Origin of the sequence: Halomonas sp. 3F2F (assembly GCF_014897805.1) — a bacterium.
Taxonomy (GTDB): Bacteria; Pseudomonadota; Gammaproteobacteria; order Pseudomonadales; family Halomonadaceae; genus Vreelandella.
Genome location: NZ_JABUZE010000149.1, coordinates 25,204 through 44,684 on the forward strand (window position 1 = coordinate 25,204; position 19,481 = coordinate 44,684).

At 53.5% G+C, this 19,481-nt stretch carries 15 protein-coding genes; 10 read left to right on the forward strand and 5 right to left on the reverse strand.

Annotation, left to right across the window (positions count from 1 at the left end):
* Positions 1-20: 20 nt before the first annotated feature.
* On the reverse strand, positions 21-2,753 hold the full coding sequence (gene acnA / locus INT21_RS16085) for an aconitate hydratase AcnA (RefSeq protein ID WP_193060814.1): 2,733 nt from the start codon (positions 2,751-2,753) through the stop codon (positions 21-23).
* Positions 2,754-3,025: 272 nt separating this feature from the next.
* Here acnA and trxB point away from each other — a divergent pair, with 272 nt between their 5' ends.
* Positions 3,026-3,976, forward strand: coding sequence for a thioredoxin-disulfide reductase (trxB, locus tag INT21_RS16090; protein ID WP_193060815.1), 951 nt, complete (start codon positions 3,026-3,028; stop codon positions 3,974-3,976).
* Between the two features lie 28 nt (positions 3,977-4,004).
* Here the strand turns inward: trxB and INT21_RS16095 are convergent, their stop codons facing one another.
* The gene (locus tag INT21_RS16095; RefSeq protein ID WP_193085466.1) at positions 4,005-4,529 is read right to left on the reverse strand and encodes a GspH/FimT family pseudopilin; all 525 of its coding nucleotides are present in this window, start codon (positions 4,527-4,529) and stop codon (positions 4,005-4,007) included.
* Positions 4,530-4,608: 79 nt separating this feature from the next.
* Here INT21_RS16095 and thiO point away from each other — a divergent pair, with 79 nt between their 5' ends.
* The gene (gene thiO, locus INT21_RS16100) at positions 4,609-5,718 is read left to right on the forward strand and encodes a glycine oxidase ThiO (RefSeq protein ID WP_193060817.1); all 1,110 of its coding nucleotides are present in this window, start codon (positions 4,609-4,611) and stop codon (positions 5,716-5,718) included.
* Positions 5,719-5,750: 32 nt separating this feature from the next.
* Here thiO and INT21_RS16105 read toward each other — a convergent pair whose 3' ends face one another.
* The gene (locus tag INT21_RS16105; RefSeq protein ID WP_038478351.1) at positions 5,751-6,017 is read right to left on the reverse strand and encodes a PP0621 family protein; all 267 of its coding nucleotides are present in this window, start codon (positions 6,015-6,017) and stop codon (positions 5,751-5,753) included.
* A gap of 145 nt (positions 6,018-6,162) precedes the next feature.
* Here INT21_RS16105 and INT21_RS16110 point away from each other — a divergent pair, with 145 nt between their 5' ends.
* Positions 6,163-7,797 (forward strand): NAD+ synthase, encoded by a 1,635-nt coding sequence (locus tag INT21_RS16110; RefSeq protein WP_095603762.1) that lies wholly within the window; start codon positions 6,163-6,165, stop codon positions 7,795-7,797.
* Between the two features lie 122 nt (positions 7,798-7,919).
* On the opposite strand, the gene INT21_RS16115 is transcribed toward INT21_RS16110, so the two are convergent.
* A complete protein-coding gene (locus INT21_RS16115) occupies positions 7,920-8,723 on the reverse strand; it encodes an outer membrane protein assembly factor BamD (RefSeq protein WP_193060818.1) in 804 nt (267 codons plus the stop codon).
* Positions 8,724-8,920: 197 nt separating this feature from the next.
* Between INT21_RS16115 and rluD the strand changes: the two genes are divergently transcribed.
* From rluD to ilvN, 5 genes are all read left to right on the forward strand, one after another.
* Positions 8,921-9,880, forward strand: a complete 960-nt coding sequence (rluD, locus tag INT21_RS16120; protein WP_193060819.1) for a 23S rRNA pseudouridine(1911/1915/1917) synthase RluD — start codon at positions 8,921-8,923, stop codon at positions 9,878-9,880.
* On the forward strand, positions 9,877-10,632 hold the full coding sequence (pgeF, locus tag INT21_RS16125; protein WP_193060820.1) for a peptidoglycan editing factor PgeF: 756 nt from the start codon (positions 9,877-9,879) through the stop codon (positions 10,630-10,632). The genes rluD and pgeF overlap by 4 nt, the downstream gene beginning before the upstream one ends.
* A 155-nt stretch (positions 10,633-10,787) precedes the next feature.
* Positions 10,788-13,367 carry an ATP-dependent chaperone ClpB gene (gene clpB / locus INT21_RS16130; RefSeq protein ID WP_089040764.1) on the forward strand — a complete coding sequence of 860 codons (2,580 nt, stop codon included), beginning with the start codon at positions 10,788-10,790 and terminating at the stop codon, positions 13,365-13,367.
* A 539-nt stretch (positions 13,368-13,906) separates the two neighbouring features.
* Positions 13,907-15,631 (forward strand): acetolactate synthase 3 large subunit, encoded by a 1,725-nt coding sequence (locus tag INT21_RS16135; RefSeq protein WP_089040765.1) that lies wholly within the window; start codon positions 13,907-13,909, stop codon positions 15,629-15,631.
* Positions 15,631-16,122 carry an acetolactate synthase small subunit gene (ilvN, locus tag INT21_RS16140; RefSeq protein ID WP_027336791.1) on the forward strand — a complete coding sequence of 164 codons (492 nt, stop codon included), beginning with the start codon at positions 15,631-15,633 and terminating at the stop codon, positions 16,120-16,122. Before INT21_RS16135 ends, ilvN begins: the two co-directional genes overlap by 1 nt.
* Positions 16,123-16,201: 79 nt before the next feature.
* Here the strand turns inward: ilvN and ilvY are convergent, their stop codons facing one another.
* A complete protein-coding gene (ilvY, locus tag INT21_RS16145; RefSeq protein WP_193060822.1) occupies positions 16,202-17,089 on the reverse strand; it encodes an HTH-type transcriptional activator IlvY in 888 nt (295 codons plus the stop codon).
* Positions 17,090-17,306: 217 nt separating this feature from the next.
* Between ilvY and ilvC the strand changes: the two genes are divergently transcribed.
* Both ilvC and pssA read left to right on the forward strand, forming a co-directional pair.
* Complete coding sequence (gene ilvC / locus INT21_RS16150; RefSeq protein WP_016916053.1) at positions 17,307-18,323, forward strand: ketol-acid reductoisomerase; 1,017 nt, start codon at positions 17,307-17,309, stop codon at positions 18,321-18,323.
* A gap of 163 nt (positions 18,324-18,486) precedes the next feature.
* On the forward strand, positions 18,487-19,419 hold the full coding sequence (gene pssA / locus INT21_RS16155; protein ID WP_193060823.1) for a CDP-diacylglycerol--serine O-phosphatidyltransferase: 933 nt from the start codon (positions 18,487-18,489) through the stop codon (positions 19,417-19,419).
* Positions 19,420-19,481: the final 62 nt, after the last annotated feature.

Below are 19,481 nucleotides of genomic sequence, written 5' to 3' on the forward strand. Positions count from 1 at the left end.
AGCATTGGTAGGTTTTGCCTTTAAGCTGCGCCGATCATTTTGCGCAACACGTAGTGAAGGATACCACCGTGGCGGTAGTAAGCCAGCTCATTGACGGTATCAATTCGGCACTTGGCATCAACGGTGCGTTCCCCATCGTCATTTTTGATGACAATTTTTACGCTGCCCCCTGGGCTTAAATCGCTTAAGCCAGCAATTGATATTTCTTCATCACCGGTCAAACCAAGCGTTGCACGGCTTTCACCTTCAGGGAACTGCAGCGGTACCACGCCCATTCCAATTAGGTTTGAGCGGTGAATACGTTCATAGGACTCGGCGATAACCGCGCGCACACCTAATAAGCGGGTGCCTTTTGCTGCCCAGTCCCGTGAAGAGCCGGTGCCATACTCTTTACCAGCAATCACCACTAGGGGAGTGCCTTCCTCCTTATATTTCATGGCAGCATCGTAAATCGCCATTTGCTCGCCGCTGGGAACGTGGCGGGTTTCACCACCAACAACCCCGTCCAGAATTTCATTTTTAATGCGCACGTTGGCAAAGGTGCCACGCATCATTACTTGATGGTTACCTCGACGTGAGCCGTAGGAGTTGAAGTCGACGGGCTTAACGCTATGCTCTTGCAGATAACGACCCGCAGGGCTATCGGGTTTGATAGAGCCGGCCGGGGAGATATGGTCGGTGGTCACCGAGTCGCCTAGCAGGGCTAACACTCGGGCGTTTTCAACATCTTCAATGGCGTCCGGCTCACGCTCCATGCCTTCGAAAAACGGCGGGTGCTGAATGTAGGTCGATTCAGGCCACTGGTAAACTTTGCTTTCAGGAACGTTGATCGCTTTCCAGGTATCGTCGCCTTCAAATACCGCACCATACTCTTTGCGGAACATCTCGGTGTTGACCTGTTCAACGGCAGTGGCGATATCTGCTTGAGAAGGCCAGATGTCTTTGAGATAAACCGGGTTGCCGTCATTGTCCTGGCCAAGCGGGTCGGTCGTTAAGTTGCACTGTACGTTACCGGCTAACGCATAGGCGACCACCAAGGGCGGTGAGGCGAGCCAGTTTGTTTTGACTAGCGGGTGCACACGGCCTTCAAAGTTACGGTTGCCTGAAAGCACCGATGCCACGGCAAGGTCGCCGCTGTTGATCGCTTTTTCGATCTCATCGGGCAGCGGGCCGGAGTTGCCGATACACGTCGTACAGCCATAACCCACTAAGTTAAAGCCCAGTGCATTCAGGTCATCGCTTAAGTTCGCGGCTGCTAAGTAATCGGTCACCACTTTGGAGCCGGGGGCAAGCGAGGTCTTAACCCAAGGTTTCGTGGTAAGCCCCTTTTGGAGTGCATTACGTGCCAGCAGCCCGGCTGCCATCATGACGCTGGGGTTGGAGGTATTGGTACATGAGGTGATAGCGGCAATTACCACGGCACCTGGATCGAGGCTGAAATCCTTATCGTTAAGTTTAACGGTTTGGCTGGTGTCATGTTTAAAGCTGCGTTCAACCCCTACCGCAGTTTGACCGCCTTCCGAGGAGAATTCCCCGTTTGCGGTTGTGTCCGCGCTGGCGTCCTCTTGCATGAACTTGTCAAAGGCGGCGGCCATGTCTTTCAGTGCCACACGGTCTTGGGGGCGTTTCGGGCCAGCAAGACTCGCTTCTACCTCGTCCATGTTGAGGCTGAGGGAGTCGGTAAAGATCGGCTCATCGCCAGGTTCGCGCCATAAGCCCTGCGCCTTGCTATAGGCCTCTACCAACGCAATTTGGTCATCTTCACGGCCGGTAAGGCGCATGTAGTTAAGCGTTTCGTCGTCTACAGGGAAAAAGCCACAGGTCGCGCCATACTCTGGTGCCATATTGGCAATAGTGGCACGGTCGGCCAACGGCAAATCTTTAAGGCCATCACCGTAGAATTCAACAAACTTACCTACCACGCCTTTTTTGCGCAGCATTTCAGTCACGGTAAGCACCAGATCGGTGGCGGTAATGCCTTCGCGCAGTTTGCCGTTCAGCTTGAAGCCAACGACTTCTGGAATCAGCATCGAGACCGGCTGGCCAAGCATGGCGGCTTCCGCTTCGATACCGCCGACGCCCCAGCCAAGTACGCCCAGGCCGTTGATCATAGTGGTATGGGAGTCGGTGCCGACTAAGGTGTCCGGGTAGGCAAACGTCTGGCCATCCTGCTCTTTTGTCCACACTGCGCGACCCAGGTACTCGAGGTTAACCTGGTGGCAAATGCCGGTGCCGGGGGGGACAACGCTAAAGTTGTCGAACGCTTGCTGGCCCCAGCGCAGAAACTCGTAGCGCTCACGGTTGCGCTGCATTTCGATATCGACGTTTTCTTGAAACGCGGCAGCATTGCCGAACTTGTCGACCATCACCGAGTGGTCAATAACCAGATCAACAGGGGAAAGCGGGTTAATGCGGGCGGGATCTTCGCCGAGCTTCTCAACGGCAGCGCGCATAGAGGCAAGGTCTACAACCCCTGGCACGCCGGTGAAATCTTGCATGAGGACGCGGGCAGGGCGGTAGCCTATTTCACGGCTTGATTTGCCCTCTTTTTGCCAGTCCACTAGCGCCTGAATGTCCTCTTGATCAACACTTTCGTCATCGCCAAAGCGCAGCTGGTTTTCGAGCAGAATTTTGAGCGTTTTGGGTAGCCGGTCAATGTTGCCGAGCGCGTCGGCGGCTTTTGGCAGGCTATAGTAATGATACTGCTGGTTGCCTACTTCTAGCGTGGTGAGCGTATCGGGTATCTTGCCCATTGGTCTCTCCTATGATTGCTTGGCCTTAAGCGAATTGCTGATCACAATTTGCTGATCGCAATGCTTAGGCGCGACGGTCACTGCTTTGCTTTAATGTGGCTTATCCCCAGTATGGCTTATCTTATTAATAGCACATGGGTGTTTCACCCCCGGCTTTCAAGGCGTCTTCGCCTAATCGCGAAGGCTAACCCTTGTAATTGCTTGTACTTGACGCCATTTCAGGCAGACTCTCTTGCAAACGATATCTGCTCAATTGTGACAAAGGTGGTGTCATGGAAACGCGTCATGAACGTTTAATTATTCTTGGTTCCGGCCCTGCCGGGTATACGGCAGCGGTTTACGCAGCCCGTGCTAACTTAAAACCGCTGCTGATTACCGGCCTGCAGGCAGGTGGCCAATTGACCACCACAACCGATGTCGATAACTGGCCCGGCGACGCACAAGGTGTTCAGGGGCCAGAGTTGATGGAGCGCATGAAGCAGCACGCTGAGCGTTTTAATACGGAAGTGTTGTTCGACCATATCAATGAGGTCAGCTTAGGTGAGAAGCCGTATACCTTAAAAGGGGACAGCGGCATTTACACCTGTGATGCGCTGATTATTGCCACCGGTGCCAGCGCACGCTATCTGGGCTTGCCAACCGAGCAGCAATTTATGGGGCAAGGGGTGTCTGCTTGCGCTACCTGCGATGGCTTCTTTTATCGCAATCAAGAAGTGATTGTGGTGGGGGGCGGCAACACCGCTGTTGAGGAAGCGCTGTACCTTTCAAATATCGCCTCTAAGGTTACTTTGGTGCACCGTCGCGACACGCTGCGCGCCGAGAAAATCCTCCAGGACAAGCTATTTGAGAAAGTTGAAGCAGGAAAAATTGCCCTTGAGTGGTTCTACGAAGTGGACGAGGTGTTGGGCGATAACAGCGGTGTGACGGGCGTGCGCGTTAAGTCGACTAAAGATGGTTCTACCAAAGAGATTCACGCGCCCGGCTTGTTCATCGCTATCGGTCATAGCCCTAATACGGGGATTTTTGAGGGCCAGCTGGACATGAATGGCGGCTATATCAAGGTGACATCAGGCCTTGAAGGCAATGCTACCGCTACCAGCGTGCCAGGCGTCTTTGCCTGTGGTGATGTGATGGATCATATTTATCGTCAGGCGATTACCTCTGCAGGCAGTGGTTGCATGGCAGCGCTAGATGCTGAGCGCTATCTGGATGGCATCGCCTGAGTTAGCCGTGGTTAAACGCCTGTCGCGATCAACAATCGGCGGGCGTTTCATCGATGCGCAGGCGCCCCAGTCGGCTGAGCACGAGCACTTTTCCTGGAGCGCTTGCCGCACATATATAAAAACGGCCATTGAAGCCGTTTGCGTGGCCAAGCGTGCTATAGCTCACACGCCGCCTGTTACGATTATAAGTGACGGTAGTTGCCTGCTCCTTAGGAAAGACACGAACGACATCGCTGCTGGTTATTTGATTTATCGCGTCCCCCTTGATGACCAGTAGCGCATTACTCCAGTCGCTGGTGCAGCTGTTTCTTTGCTGATTGGTTGGGCAAACCGTGGTCGTTTTACGCTGCGTGATGGCTGTGTTGCGAGCCAGCGAAAAGGCAGACTGCAATCTGTTAATATCGGCGGTAACGGCTGTGCTTCGGCCAAGTGCTTGAAAATTTGGCACTCCCCAGGTGGCTAAGGCTGAAATAAGCAGAAGAGCAATAATAAGTTCGATCAGGGTAAAGCCTTGGATACGCGTGTGTGGAACGCCGTTATTGTTAGCTGGCATGATGGCTCCAGGCGTGTGTTTTTTCTACAGCCTACCTCGCGGTGATCGTTTTTTATGTAAGCCAAAGCGGACAAACGTTGTGAGCAATTTCTTAATTATTGGCGGTGGCGTGATCGGTATGATGACGGCACTGCAGCTAGCAGATGCTGGCCAGCAAGTTACTTTAGTGGAGCGCGGCATTTGCGGGCAGGAGTCTTCTTGGGCAGGTGGCGGCATTGTCTCGCCGCTTTACCCATGGCGGTATGCGCCGCCCATCTCGCAACTTTCGCGCTGGTCAGAGGGCGTGTATCCCACGTTGTCGCTACGCTTGTTGGAAGAAACCGGCATTGATCCTGAATATCGCCAAAAAGGGCTGCTCTATCTCAACGTTGATGATGCGGACACTGCGCTTGGCTGGGCGAGAGGCTTAGCCAAGCCGCTGGAGCGTGTTAGCGCTGAGTTTGTGCGTCAGAAGGAGCCCATGGTGGCAGCAGCGCAGGAGAGTGCGTTGTGGATGCCGACACTTGGCAGTGTACGCAACCCACGCCTTGGGCAGGCGCTGCGCGCTCGGCTGCTGGCAATGCCGAACGTTGTGCTGAATGAAGGCTGTGAGGTAAATAGTTTTATAACGCATGACCAACAGGTGTTGGGCGTTGCGACCGCGCAAGGGGAGCTGCGCGCTGAAAAGGTGGTGGTATGTGGTGGCGCCTGGACAGCCAAGCTGTTAGAAAGCTTAACGATTCGCCTGCCGGTACGCCCCGTAAAAGGCCAAATGATTGCTTATCAAGCGCCGCCAGGATTGGTGCAGCGCGTGGTATTGAAAGATGGTCGCTATATTATCCCGCGTAGTGATGGGTTGCTGTTGGTAGGCTCAACCTTAGAAGAAGCGGGTTTTGATAAAACGACCGATAGTGAAGCACTGGCGTCACTCAAACAGACCGCTGAAAGTATTGTGCCTGGGTTGTCAGATCACCCGGTTGCTTATCATTGGGCAGGGTTGCGCCCTGGCTCCCCGGACGGCATTCCATTTATTGGGGCGCTGCCAGGATGGTCCGGTGTTTATGTCAATGCGGGCCACTACCGCAATGGGTTAGTGCTTGCACCTGCGTCTACCCACGTATTGGTTGATCAGCTATTAGGGCGTGAGCCACTTATCGACCCAGCACCCTTTCAGCCGACGGTAGATCGATTAATCACGGATTTGGCATAGCTGATGGCTGACGTTGTCTATCGGTAGCGGTTTTAATCGCGGTTCTGCTTATCTTGTTGCTCTTGCAAAAAACGATCCCGATGAGCGCTTGAGCAAAACCACTGTTCGCTATCGCGTAGGGCTTCTTCTTCCGGAACATGGACATCGCACCAGCGGCAGCGCACCATTTGTCCGCCTTCATGGCGTTCGGGTTCACTCTGTTGGTGGGAAAGTTTGCGCTCTCGGTAGAGACCATAAAGTTTCAGGCCCACATAGAACAGCACGGCAAAAATAATCAGCCGAATGATCAAAAGGTTCATCCTCTATGACTCCCATGGTGGGATGTAATAATAGCTAGAGTAACATGAGCGCCGGCTAACCTTTGCCAGTTGGCAGCCCTTGCGGGACAATGTACGTAGGTGAGCGGCAACGTGTTCTAAAGATTCTCAAGAGATTTTAACGCCCATGCAAGACTTAACGCTGGTAATGGCCCAACTCGACCCTTTAGTGGGAGATATTCCCGGCAATGCTGCACGCGCCATTGAAGCGGTGCGCGAAGCGAGGATCGAGCATGGGGCGGATATTGTTGTCTTCCCAGAGCTTTTCTTGTCCGGTTATCCACCGGAAGATCTGCTACTTCGCCCCTCGATGGAAGCTCGCTTGCGTGAAGCGCGGGCGAAGATGGCAGAAAAAATCGCCCGCGATGTGCTGGTGATTATTGGCTATCCGGGCGTTCGTGAAGGGAAGCGGTATAACCTGGCGGGTGTGCTGTATAACGGCCAATGGGAAGCGGAGTATGCCAAGCAGGCACTGCCGAACTATCAGGTGTTTGATGAGCAGCGCTACTTTACGCCGGGCACCAAACCGCTGGTTTACGAGCACAAAGGCGCCAAGCTAGGGCTGCTGATTTGTGAAGACCTTTGGGAAGGTACGCCTGTTAATGCTGCCCGCGAAGCCGGCGCAGAAGTACTGATCAGCTTAAACGCCTCGCCCTATCATCAGGATAAGCCCAGCGAGCGCTTGCGCCTGTTAGAGCAGCGTGCCCAGGATGTAAACCGCCCGATTGTGTATGTGAACACGATCGGCGGGCAGGATGAGCTGGTTTTTGACGGTGGTTCTAGCTGTGTAGACGCCCAAGGCGAACTTAAAGTGCTGGCGCCTTCTTGGCAAGCAGGCTTAATGCCCGTTCAACTGCTGCAAACGAGCGCTGATACGTGGGAACCCCAAGTGGGTGAAATTGAGCCAGAAGTTGAGCCTGAAGAGAGCCTTTACTGTGCGCTGGTGACAGGGCTGCGCGACTACGTCAACAAAAGTGGTTTTAAAGGCGTTGTTCTGGGGCTTTCCGGTGGTATCGATTCCGCACTTTCCTTAGCGATCGCCGTCGATGCGTTGGGTCCTCAGCGTGTACAAGCAGTGATGATGCCTTATCACTATACGGCGGATATCTCGAAGCAGGACGCTGCCGAACAGGCGGACATGCTGGGCGTTCATTATGACGTAATGCCTATCGAGCCGATGGTCGAAGCGTTTATGGGCACGCTAGCAGAAAGTTTCGCGGGCACCGAGCGGGATACCACTGAAGAGAACCTGCAGTCGCGCTGTCGCGGCGTTCTGCTGATGGCGATCTCCAATAAGAAAGGCCTGATGGTGCTTACGACCGGCAATAAAAGCGAAATGGCCGTGGGTTACGCCACGCTTTATGGCGACATGGTGGGTGGCTATAACGCCATCAAAGACGTCTACAAAACCTGGGTGTATCGTTTGGCCCGCTGGCGCAATACCCAGTCGCCCGCTATTCCAGAGCGAGTGATTGAGCGCCCGCCCAGTGCGGAGCTAGCTCCCGACCAGCAGGACAGTGACTCGTTGCCTGATTACGACGTCCTAGACGCCATTTTGGTGAGCTACATTGAAGGCGATATGAGTGCTGAGGCAATTATCGCCGCTGGGTTTGATGAAGAGGATGTTTATAAAGTAGTGAAGCTTGTTGATCGCTGTGAATATAAACGCCGCCAAGCCCCGGTCGGAGTGCGGGTGACGCCCAGAGGGTTTGGGCGCGACCGGCGCTACCCGATTGTTAATGGCTGGCAGCCTGGCGATTAAGCATCAAAAACGCCCTAAATCGTGCTTCTGCATGATTTAGGGCGGTGTACACCTGGCTAATCCATCCTATTCGGCCATTGGACCAGACGTTATTTTACAGGCGCTTATTCATAAGTGCTTATTTACAGGTGCTTAGGCTTGAAACGGCCATTGCTAAGCTGCTCATGGTTTGGCGCATTTTCGCGCAGCACGGTAAGCACTTCGTTGGCGCGATCGTCCATGCCAAGTCCTTGATAGCCTTCTACCATGGTTGCCAGCGCGTCACGCGTTGCGTCGGACTCCGGATAGTTTTCAATCACCCAGCGACCTCGTTCAACGGCGGCCAGGAAGGCACCGCGGCGCAAGTAGTAATCGGCCACGTGCAGTTCATGGCGTGCCAGCAACTCACGTAGATACACAATGCGTTGCTGGGCATCCGCTGCATATTCGCTTTGGGGGAAACGCTGAATTAATTCGCGGAAGTCATTGTAAGCATCCCGTGAAGCACCCAAGTCACGCTTAGAAATATCAATCAGGCGCAAGCGTTCAAGGCTAAATCGCCCTGCCTGCCAAGCGGAAAGGCCGCGCAGGTAGTAGGCGTAATCCACTTGAGGGTGATCAGGGTGCAAGCGAATAAAGCGGCTGGCAGCGGCGCGTGCCTCTTCCCAATTGCTGTTTTCGTAGTAAGCGTAAATTAGCTCAAGCTGAGCTTGTTCGGCATGGGGGCCAAATGGGTAGCGGGTATCAAGCGCTTCCAGTCGCTCAATGGCAATTGGGAAACGGTTGCTATCCAGCGCTGTGCGGGCAAGTTCATAGAGTTCACGTTCTTGCACACCTGAGAATTCATCCTCTTCTTCAGGTGTGGTGTCGTTACTGGCACAGCCTGCCAAAAGGGCAAGGCTTAAGGCTAGAACGCCAAAGCGGTTGGCAGCGGAAAAAGCGCGCATCATCATCCTCGTTGCAAACAAGCCTCAATCACCGAAAAGCGACGATGGCCATAAGTAGAAATGGTAGAATAGGTCGCAGTTCGCCCACTATAAATCACCTAGACGCAAAACGCAGGCTTAGCGACACTCTAATGCCGTTTGAAGAGTTAAAAGCATTATAGGGTAGCCGCGGTGTTTGCGTCTTAAAGAGGTTGTTCATGTCTCGTATTGTTGAAGCCACGCAGCGAGTACCCGCGACATTAGCTGGCGCGCGTTTAGACCAAGCCGCCGCTGAGTTGTTCAGCGATTATTCCCGCGAGCGTTTGAAAGCGTGGATCAACGCCGGTGAGCTCACCGTCGACGGCGCTAAAGTAAAACCGAAGGCCAAGCTGCACGGCCACGAAATATTAGCGCTAAAAGCGACTATTGAAGACGATACTCGTTTTGAGCCCCAAGATATTCCGCTTGATATCGTTTATGAAGACGATGCGGTGATGGTCATCAATAAGGCCGCGGGCATGGTGGTTCATCCCGCCGCGGGCAATCCTGATGGCACGTTGTTGAATGCGTTGCTCCATCATCATCCTGCACTGGCAGAAGTGCCTCGGGCGGGCATAGTCCATCGCCTGGATAAAGACACCACTGGTCTAATGATGGTGGCAAAAACGTTGCCCGCACAAACGACGCTGGTTGAGCAGTTGCAGGCGCGCAGCGTTTCTCGTCAATATGATGCAGTGGTGATTGGCAAGCCCGTGTCGGGCAGCACCATCGACGCGCCCATTGGTCGGCACCCAAAAGACCGCAAGCGCCAAGCGGTCACGGCTTCCGGAAAACCGGCAGTGACTCACTTTCGGGTAGTTGAGCGCTTTCGCGCGCATACCCATGTGCGTTGCCAGCTGGAAACCGGGCGTACCCACCAAATTCGCGTTCATATGGCTCATGCCCGCTACCCATTGATTGGCGATCCGCTCTATAGTGGCCGTGCTAAGCTGCCGCCGGGTGCTGCTGCGCCGTTAAAAGAGATTTTGCGTGAATTTCCGCGTCAGGCGCTGCATGCTCGGAAGCTCAGCTTTGTGCATCCGGTAAGTGGTGAAACGCTTACTTTTCATGCTGACTTGCCCGATGATCTACTGATGTTGTTGGATTACCTGCGCGAAGATAGTGAGACCATGAGATGAGCGACGCGATTGATCTGAAGCCCACGCTACTGTTGCCTGATTGGCCAGCCCCCGCGAATGTGCGGGCGTTTGTGACCACTCGGGAAACAGGGCCGAGCCAGGATGATTTTGCCGCTTTCAATCCAGCGAGCCACGTAGGCGATAATGCTGATCATGTCGCGCTATGTCGGCGTTTGTTGCACAAAGAAATCGGCGATGATCGACCGCTGCTGTGGCTTAACCAAACCCATGGCGCACGCGTTCAGCAGGCGTATCAAGACGATACACCGGAAGCAGACGCCTCGGTTGCCAGCAGCAACGACTATGCCTGTGTGGTGTTAACCGCAGACTGCTTGCCGGTGATGTTCTGCAATCGCCAAGGGACTCAGGTAGCCGTTGCCCATGCTGGCTGGCGCGGGCTGGCGGGTGGCGTATTGGAAGCGACCGTCGCCGCGATGAACTGCGATCCTGACGACATTTTGGTATGGCTCGGGCCGGCTATTTCAAATGCTCAGTTTGAGGTCGGACCCGAAGTGTATGGTGCCTTTGTCGCGGTACACCCTGAGACCGCTGAAGCGTTTGACCACAGCCCCTATCGTCTTGGTCACTATATGGCGGATCTTTATCGCTTGGCGCGCTTTCGTTTAGAAGCGCTGGGGATTCATCACATCAGCGGAGGCCACTTCTGCACGGCCTGCGAGTCGCGTTTTTACTCCTACCGCCGAGACAATGGCAACACTGGACGCATGGCAAGTGTGATCTGGATCAATTAAGTAGTGTTATTCCTTCGAGCTTGTTATGCACAGCTCTTGAAATGCGTGGAACTGACTCCATTAAACTTGTCAAGCTAAACGTTTTTAGCACATTAAAGACAAGTTGTTGGGAAACACCGTGGGTCCAAACGCACGGCTCCCCCAGGAGGAACTCCATGCGATTCGATAAATTTACTGCCAAATTACAGGCCGCTATTTCTGAGGCACAATCCCTTGCGGTTGGGCACGGCCATAACCAGCTTGATCCCGCGCACTTATTGCTTGCGTTACTCGATACCAAAGACACTGGCATTAAAGCCTTGGTTGAAAAAGCTGGGGGCAGTAGCTCGCGCCTGCGCGACGGTTTGCAGAAGCAGCTAGATGACTTACCTAAAGTGAGCCAGTTCGACGGTGACGTTCAGCCATCTCGCGACTTCATTAAACTATTCAATTTAACTGACCGGGAAGCGCAGAAACGCGGCGACCAGTTTATTGCCAGTGAATTGGTACTTCTGGCTGCACTGGAAATGAACAGTGCGATTACCAAGCTGATGAAAGAGGCAGGGCTCAACCGGAAAGCCCTGGAAGCCGCAATCAATAGCTTGCGCGGTGGTGCTAAGGTCGACGACCCGAATGCCGAAGACCAGCGCGAAGCGCTTAATAAATACACCATGGATCTAACCCAGCGTGCGTTAGATGGCAAGCTGGATCCGGTGATTGGTCGTGATGATGAAATTCGCCGCACGATTCAGGTGCTGCAGCGTCGTACCAAAAATAACCCGGTACTGATCGGTGAGCCAGGGGTGGGTAAAACCGCCATTGTGGAAGGGCTGGCCCAGCGTATTGTGAACGGTGAAGTGCCTGAAGGCTTGAAAGAGAAGCGCGTCCTTTCCTTGGATATGGGCTCGCTGCTGGCGGGCGCCAAATTCCGTGGCGAGTTTGAAGAGCGTCTGAAAGCGGTGCTTAAAGAGCTTTCCCAGGAAGAAGGCCGGGTCATCCTGTTTATTGATGAGCTGCACACCATGGTGGGTGCGGGTAAGGCTGAAGGTGCGATGGATGCAGGCAACATGCTTAAGCCTGCGCTGGCGCGTGGTGAACTGCACTGCGTAGGCGCGACCACCCTGGATGAGTACCGCAAATACATTGAAAAAGACGCCGCGCTGGAACGTCGCTTCCAGAAGGTGTTGGTCGATGAGCCCTCTGAAGAGGACACGGTAGCTATTCTGCGCGGCTTAAAAGAGCGTTACGAAGTCCACCACGGCGTGGATATTACCGACTCGGCGATTATCGCCGCGGCTAAGCTCTCTACCCGCTATATCACTGATCGGCAGTTGCCCGATAAAGCCATTGACCTGATCGACGAGGCAGCGTCACGTATCCGCATGGAGCTGGACTCTAAGCCTGAAGAGATGGATAGGCTGGATCGTCGGCTAATTCAGCTGAAAATGGAGCGCGAAGCGCTTAAGAAAGAGACCGACGAAGCCACTAAGAAACGCCTTGAGGCGCTGAACAACCAGATCCACGAATTAGAGCGCGAATACGCTGACTTGGATGAAATCTGGAAAGCTGAAAAAGCCAGCATTCAGGGCGCAGCGCAGTTTAAGGCGGAGCTTGAGCAGGCGCGCATTGACCTTGAACAAGCGCGTCGCCAGGGCGATCTAGGTCGTATGTCAGAGATTCAGTACGGCAAAATTCCGGCGCTTGAGAAGAAAATCAGCGAAGCGGGCGAAGGCGAAGCTGATATTGCCAGCCACCAGTTGCTGCGCTCAAACGTTACCGAAGAAGAGATTGCCGAGGTGGTTTCTCGCTGGACAGGCATACCTGTCTCCAAAATGTTGGAAGGCGAGCGAGACAAGCTGCTGCGCATGGAAGAAGCGCTGCATGAGCGAGTGATTGGCCAGCATGAAGCGGTAGAGGCAGTGGCTAACGCCGTGCGCCGCTCGCGGGCAGGGTTGTCTGACCCCAATCGACCCAACGGCTCGTTCCTGTTCCTCGGCCCAACCGGGGTGGGTAAAACAGAGCTATGTAAGTCGCTGGCTAACTTCTTGTTCGATACTGAAGAGGCAATGGTGCGTATCGACATGTCGGAGTTTATGGAGAAGCACTCCGTGGCTCGCTTGATTGGTGCGCCCCCAGGCTATGTAGGTTATGAAGAGGGTGGCTACTTAACTGAGGCGGTGCGTCGTAAGCCCTACTCGGTGCTGCTACTGGACGAAGTGGAAAAAGCGCATCCGGATGTGTTCAATATCCTGCTGCAAGTGCTGGAGGATGGTCGTTTAACTGATGGGCAAGGTCGCACAGTCGATTTCCGTAATACGGTGATCGTGATGACCTCTAACATGGGCTCGGACATCATCCAGCGCATGGGTGGAGATGATAACGACTACGAAGTCATGAAAAATGCAGTGATGGAAGTGGTGGGTAACCATTTCCGCCCTGAGTTGATTAACCGCATTGATGAGGTGGTGGTGTTCCACGCCCTTGGCCAAGAGCAAATTCAGGCGATTGCCGGTATTCAGTTAGAGCGTTTGAAAGTTCGCTTAGCTGAGCATGACCTGAGTCTGGAAATTAGCGATGACGCTATGGCCCAGCTGGCGGTGGTCGGTTTCGACCCGGTGTATGGCGCAAGGCCGCTGAAGCGGGCGATCCAAAGCCGCATCGAGAACCCATTGGCTCAAGACCTGCTGGCGGGCAAATATGCCCCTGGCGACACTATTCATATCAGTGCGAGTGAAGGCAAGCTGGTATTTGAGTAAGGTGGGTAATTAAAACGCCTACGTTTTCAACGCGTCTGTGCAGTGATCCTCAGCAAGCCTGCGCAATGAACCCCAGCTAGCCTGCGCAATGAAATAGGGCAAAAGCCTCGTTAGCTCTGCTAGCGGGGCTTTTTTAATGGCTAACTGCGACGTTTGTTGCGTTTGTCCTGATCGGAGGTTGACAGGCTGAGGGCGCTAATGGAATCTTGTGTGTTCCTGATTTGCGGGCGCGGAACCAACGGGCAACCCCTAATCCCCGCGCGAAGGGTAGGCGAAAGCCTTTACCCGCCGAAGGACTTCCGGGCTTGGGCTAACCGCCCGACCTGGCCAACGCCCCGACACGGCAAACCGTCGTGTAAGGTAGCTACTGGCGTATTTGATGATATACCGGTGCTTCCGATGAGAGTGCAGGCCCTAACCGGGCCATATGCCAGGGTTTGGCATCAGGTGCCGGCATGGGCCGGCAGCGGCATACCGCCGCACTCGACACCGCAGGATGTCCTGCGGATCGCACTCGAGACCTCCAGGGGAGAAACACAGTGGAACTGCTTTCCGGCGCAGATATGATCGCCCGCTTCTTGCAGGATGAGGGCGTAGAGTACATTTATGGTTATCCCGGCGGCGCGGCGCTGCACATTTACGATGCGCTGTTCCGCCAGGACAAGGTGAAGCACATTCTCGTGCGTCACGAACAGGCTGCAACTCACGCAGCAGACGGCTATGCCCGTGCGGCGGGTAAGCCAGGCGTGGTGCTTGTCACCTCCGGTCCTGGTGCTACCAATGCGGTTACCGGCATTGCGACTGCCTATATGGATTCGATTCCAATGGTCGTGTTGTGCGGTCAGGTCATGAGCCACCTGATTGGTGACGATGCCTTCCAGGAAACCGATATTGTGGGGGTGACTCGCCCCATCGTGAAGCACAGCTTCTCAATTCGGCATCCGTCTGAGATTCCAGAAGTGCTGAAAAAAGCCTTCTATCTCGCGGCGACTGGTCGCCCGGGTCCGGTCGTGGTCGATATTCCTAAAGATATGACGGCACCGACCGAGCGCTATGAGTACGTCTACCCGAAAAAGGTCAAGATGCGCTCCTATAACCCGGTTACCCGGGGGCATACGGGGCAAATTAAAAAAGCCGTTGAGTTGATGCTGAAAGCCAAACGTCCGGTGTTCTATACCGGCGGTGGCGTGGTAACTGGCAAGGCAAGCGAAGGATTGACCGATTTGGTCAAACAGCTCGGCTTCCCCATTACCACAACGCTGATGGGCATTGGCGCCTATCCGCAAAGTGATCGGCAGTGCCTGGGCTGGTTAGGGATGCACGGCTCGTATGAGTCCAATATGGCCATGCACCATGCGGATTTGATTATCGCTATTGGCGCGCGTTTTGATGACCGAGTGACCAACAACACGTCGAAGTTCTGCCCCACGGCAAAAATCATTCACGTGGATGTGGACCCAAGTTCGGTATCTAAAACCGTACGCGCAGATGTGCCTATCGTTGGGCCAGCGTCTAGCGTCATTAATGAAATGATCAGCCTGGTTCAGGGGCAGTCAATTTCGCAGCCTGAAGCGCTGACCGAGTGGTGGCAAAAAATTGACGGCTGGCGCGCCGAGCGTGAAGGCAAGCTATATGAGCCTTCTAAGCCAGGCGAAGTGTTGAAGCCACAGGAAGTTATCGAAGCGCTATGCCGTGTTACTCGCGGTGAAGCCTACGTGACGACGGATGTTGGCCAGCACCAGATGTTTGCTGCTCAGTACTACAAGTTTGATAAGCCTAACCGTCTGATCACCTCGGGTGGTTTGGGCACCATGGGCTTTGGCTTCCCGGCTGCCATGGGTATCAAGCAGAACTTCCCTGACGACGACGTCGTGTGTGTAACAGGGGAAGGCAGCTTCCAGATGATGATGCAGGAGCTCTCTACCTGTAAGCAGTACGGCGTGGGCGTCAAAATTGTAAACCTCAACAATGCATCGCTTGGCATGGTGCGGCAGTGGCAGGATTTGAACTACAAGTCCCGTCATGCGCACTCCTATATGGAGTCGCTGCCAGACTTCCACATGCTCATTGAGGCTTACGGATTTACCGCAATCACCGTGAATACCCTTGATGAGTTGGAACCGGCGCTAGAGCGCGCCTTTGCCGACAAGCATGAGCTGGTGTTCCTGGATGTGAAGGTTGATCCCTTTGAGCACGTCTATCCGATGCAGGTGCCGCTAGGTGCCATGCGTGACATGCTGCTGTCTAAAACGGAGCGTACCTGATGCGTCATATCATCTCGATTCTGATGGAAAACGAACCGGGTGCGCTGTCACGTGTGGTCGGGCTGTTCTCCCAGCGTAACTTCAACATTGAAACGCTGAACGTTGCACCGACCGAAGACCCGTCGCTGTCACGCCTGACGGTGACCACCGTGGGTGATGACCGAGTGATTGAGCAAATCACCAAGCATCTTAATAAGCTGATTGATGTGGTGAAGCTGGTCGACCTGACGGAAGGTAACCACATTGAGCGTGAGCTGATGTTGGTGAAAGTAAAAGCGTTAGGCGCTGCCCGCGATGAAGTGAAGCGTACGGTGGATATTTTCCGGGCGCAGATCGTCGACGTAACGCCAAGCCTTTATACCGTTCAGATTACCGGTGACGCCGCTAAGTTGGATGCTTTTCTACAGGCCATGGCGCCGGTAGGCATTCTTGAAGTGGCGCGTACCGGGGTGTCCGGTATCGCTCGCGGCGATAAAGTTCTATCGTTGTAAACGCAACATGCTAGCTGAATCTGTCGTTGGCAAAGCCGTCCTTATCAGGGCGGCTTTTTTTGTATCCTTTAAGCACACGTTAACCTGGTGTCACAGTCGCCCAAAACGCGTCAATCATCGGATTTTTGAGGCGTCGGTTAAGCACGCAAACTCCGACATCGTAGTGGGGTAGCTCGGGTTTTACGTTGAGTACTTGCACACGTTCGGACAGCGGGCTGTTATCTAGCACGATTTTGGGTACCACTCCCACGCCAAATCCCAGCCCCACCATACTTACAATTGCTTCGTGCCCAGCTACTTGAGCATAAATGCGCGGCGTAATGCCCATCGCTTTAAACCACGTGTTGGCGTACTCCCTTGATAGCCCAGCCTCTGAAAGAATCATCGGGACATCACGCCACTGCTCGGCTGTTGAGCTTTCCGGCTGACTGGGCAGCCAGTTGTGGGCTTCTGTAGGTGCAATAAACAGCAGCGGTGAGCGGGTAAGCGATTTAAAGGCCAGAGCGCTGGGTGGAATCCGCGGGCGGGGGGTAATGGCCATATCGTCTGCGCCTTCCAGTACCCGTGACATGGCATCAGCGGGGTCGCCGGTATGCAGCTTTAACTCGATACCAGGGTGCCGAGTACGCACATCACTCAGTAGTTCGTAGAGAAAGCTATAGCTCGCGGTTACCGAACAGTAAATGCTTATTTCGCCACTCAGCTGTGCCACCGTGGCGGCCAGTGTTCGCTTCTGCATTTCCCATTGCTCTAAGGTCTCTTTTGCATAGCGCTGAAACGCTAAGCCTTGAGGGGTTAACGTGACATGGCGATTGTCGCGCTCAAATAGTTGCGTGCCTAGCTCGGCTTCAACCTGCTGAATTGAGCGGCTTAAGGTGGATGGGCTGATATGACAAAGCTCGCTGGCGCGGCCAAAGTGCAGCGTCTCGGCCAGCGTTACCACATGCTTTAATAAGCGAAAATCCATAGAAGCCCACTTTTAAGATCGACGTTTCATAATTAGAAATAGTATGTTGCAAATATAGCGTTTTACGCAATGGTGGCGGTGGCGTAGAGTGATCTCAACGCCAAAGCCCAGTGCTGCAAAAGACGGCACGGGTGGCCATCAACGCTGATACGACCTATATAAATTATTCCTATATAACGATCATTTTTTGATCAAATTCGATTTTTGGAGTCTCGCTATGCACGTTTATTACGATAAAGATTGTGATCTGTCCCTCATTCAAGCCAAGAAAGTCACTATTGTTGGTTATGGTTCGCAAGGCCATGCCCATGCGAATAACTTGAAAGAGTCTGGCGTCGACGTCACGGTTGCTCTGCGCAAAGGTTCTTCCTCTGCCGCCAAAGCAGAAGCCGCAGGTCTGAAAGTGGCAAGCGTTCCAGAAGCGTGCAAAACCGCAGACGTTGTCATGATTCTGGCGCCGGATGAGAATCAAAAAGCGATCTACGAGCAAGAAGTAGAGCCGAACTTGAAAGAAGGCGCGACCTTGGCCTTCGCTCATGGCTTTAACATCCACTACAACCAAATTGAGCCGCGCAAAGATCTAGATGTCATCATGATCGCGCCGAAAGCGCCAGGTCACACGGTTCGTTCTGAGTTTGTTAAAGGTGGCGGCATTCCTGACTTGATCGCTATCCACCAGGATGCGTCTGGTAATGCCAAAGAATTGGCGCTTTCTTACGCGGCAGGCGTTGGTGGTGGCCGTAGCGGTATCATCGAAACTACTTTCAAAGATGAGACTGAAACGGATCTGTTTGGCGAGCAAGCAGTTCTGTGTGGCGGCGCAGTTGAGCTGGTTAAAGCTGGCTTTGAAACGCTGACTGAAGCAGGTTATGCGCCAGAAATGGCTTACTTCGAGTGTCTGCATGAGCTTAAGCTGATTGTTGACCTGATGTACGAAGGCGGCATCGCCAACATGAACTACTCCATCTCCAACAATGCGGAGTACGGTGAGTATGTGACTGGCCCTGAAGTGATTAACGATGAGTCTCGTGCCGCAATGCGCAATGCACTCAAGCGTATCCAAACGGGTGAGTATGCCAAAATGTTCATCCAGGAAGGTAACACCAACTACCCGTCGATGACGGCACGTCGTCGCTTGAATGCTGAACACGAAATTGAGCAAGTAGGTGCTAAGCTACGTGGCATGATGCCGTGGATCGCTGCCAACCAGTTGGTTGATAAATCGAAAAACTAAGCGGTTAGCGTGTTAGTACGCTAGTTAAAGTCTCGGGGCGCACATTGTTGCGCCCCGAGTCGTTTGGCGTCGCATGCTGCAATTGACTGGCTGAGTTAGCGTCACCGTGTAGAATGAAAAGGGATCACTGTGCTTGTGACTTCACTTCAAACGGATGATATTTATGACCCAGGATGCTCGCGATCAAGAGCGTAAACAGGCCTCGCAGTCAGTGCCTCAAGAAGGCCAGAAAACAGAAGCTAGTGGTGCTGGAGAGCAAGAAGACGCTAGTCACGAAAAGGTAAGCAATGGCAGCGTAAGTCATGACAACGTAAGTAATGAAGATCTTGCTAGCGTTTTTTTGCGCGAAACGGAAGTGGTTGAAGAAGCGGTTGAAGACGGTAAGAAAATTCGCCGAAAAGGCATTTACTTATTACCTAACTTGTTTACTACGTCTGCGCTGTTTTCAGGCTTCTTCGCGGTGGTCGCTGGCATTAACGGAGAATTCACTTCGGCAGCAGTGGCAATTTTTATCGCCATGGTGCTTGACGGGCTTGATGGTCGTGTTGCCCGTATGACCAATACCCAAAGCGAGTTTGGCGCCGAGTACGATAGCCTTTCCGACATGATCTCGTTCGGTATGGCGCCTGCATTGGTGGCCTTTACCTGGATTTTGCAAGATATCGGTAAAACTGGCTGGGTGGTGGCATTTCTTTATGTGGCTTGTGCTGCACTGCGCCTGGCGCGCTTTAACGTGCAGATTGGTAGTGTTGATAAGAAATGGTTTATCGGCTTGCCAAGCCCATCCGCTGCCGCTTTAGTGGCTGCAAGTGTGTGGACCTTCCATAGTTTTGATGCGGATGCGGTAGGTTTTAAGCTGCTAATGCTGTTTGTTGTAGGGGCAGCGGGTGTGCTCATGGTTAGCAATATTCGTTATTACAGCTTTAAAGACCTCGATTTCAAAAAGCCTGTACCTTTTGTTGTGCTTCTAGCGGTAGTGCTAGGGTTCGTAATGATCTCAGTGGAACCATCTGTAATGCTGCTACTGCTTTTTGGTGCTTATGTGTGCTCAGGCCCGGTATTGGCCGTTATGCGCAAGGCCAAGCCTAAAAGCTAAAGTTTATTCACATTTTCCCAAAAAACCACTTGCCAAGACGGCAGCGAATCCGTAAAGTACGC

What these genes read in the sequence shown, in the direction of transcription:
- acnA (WP_193060814.1), bottom strand. Translation starts at nt 2,753, where the DNA reads ATGGGCAAGATACCCGATACGCTCACCACGCTAGAAGTAGGCAACCAG.
- INT21_RS16105 (WP_038478351.1), bottom strand. Translation starts at nt 6,017, where the DNA reads ATGAACCTTTTGATCATTCGGCTGATTATTTTTGCCGTGCTGTTCTAT.
- pssA (WP_193060823.1), top strand. Translation starts at nt 18,487, where the DNA reads ATGACCCAGGATGCTCGCGATCAAGAGCGTAAACAGGCCTCGCAGTCA.
- rluD (WP_193060819.1), top strand. Translation starts at nt 8,921, where the DNA reads ATGTCTCGTATTGTTGAAGCCACGCAGCGAGTACCCGCGACATTAGCT.
- clpB (WP_089040764.1), top strand. Translation starts at nt 10,788, where the DNA reads ATGCGATTCGATAAATTTACTGCCAAATTACAGGCCGCTATTTCTGAG.
- trxB (WP_193060815.1), top strand. Translation starts at nt 3,026, where the DNA reads ATGGAAACGCGTCATGAACGTTTAATTATTCTTGGTTCCGGCCCTGCC.
- pgeF (WP_193060820.1), top strand. Translation starts at nt 9,877, where the DNA reads ATGAGCGACGCGATTGATCTGAAGCCCACGCTACTGTTGCCTGATTGG.
- ilvY (WP_193060822.1), bottom strand. Translation starts at nt 17,089, where the DNA reads ATGGATTTTCGCTTATTAAAGCATGTGGTAACGCTGGCCGAGACGCTG.
- ilvC (WP_016916053.1), top strand. Translation starts at nt 17,307, where the DNA reads ATGCACGTTTATTACGATAAAGATTGTGATCTGTCCCTCATTCAAGCC.
- INT21_RS16110 (WP_095603762.1), top strand. Translation starts at nt 6,163, where the DNA reads ATGCAAGACTTAACGCTGGTAATGGCCCAACTCGACCCTTTAGTGGGA.
- ilvN (WP_027336791.1), top strand. Translation starts at nt 15,631, where the DNA reads ATGCGTCATATCATCTCGATTCTGATGGAAAACGAACCGGGTGCGCTG.
- INT21_RS16095 (WP_193085466.1), bottom strand. Translation starts at nt 4,529, where the DNA reads ATGCCAGCTAACAATAACGGCGTTCCACACACGCGTATCCAAGGCTTT.
- INT21_RS16115 (WP_193060818.1), bottom strand. Translation starts at nt 8,723, where the DNA reads ATGCGCGCTTTTTCCGCTGCCAACCGCTTTGGCGTTCTAGCCTTAAGC.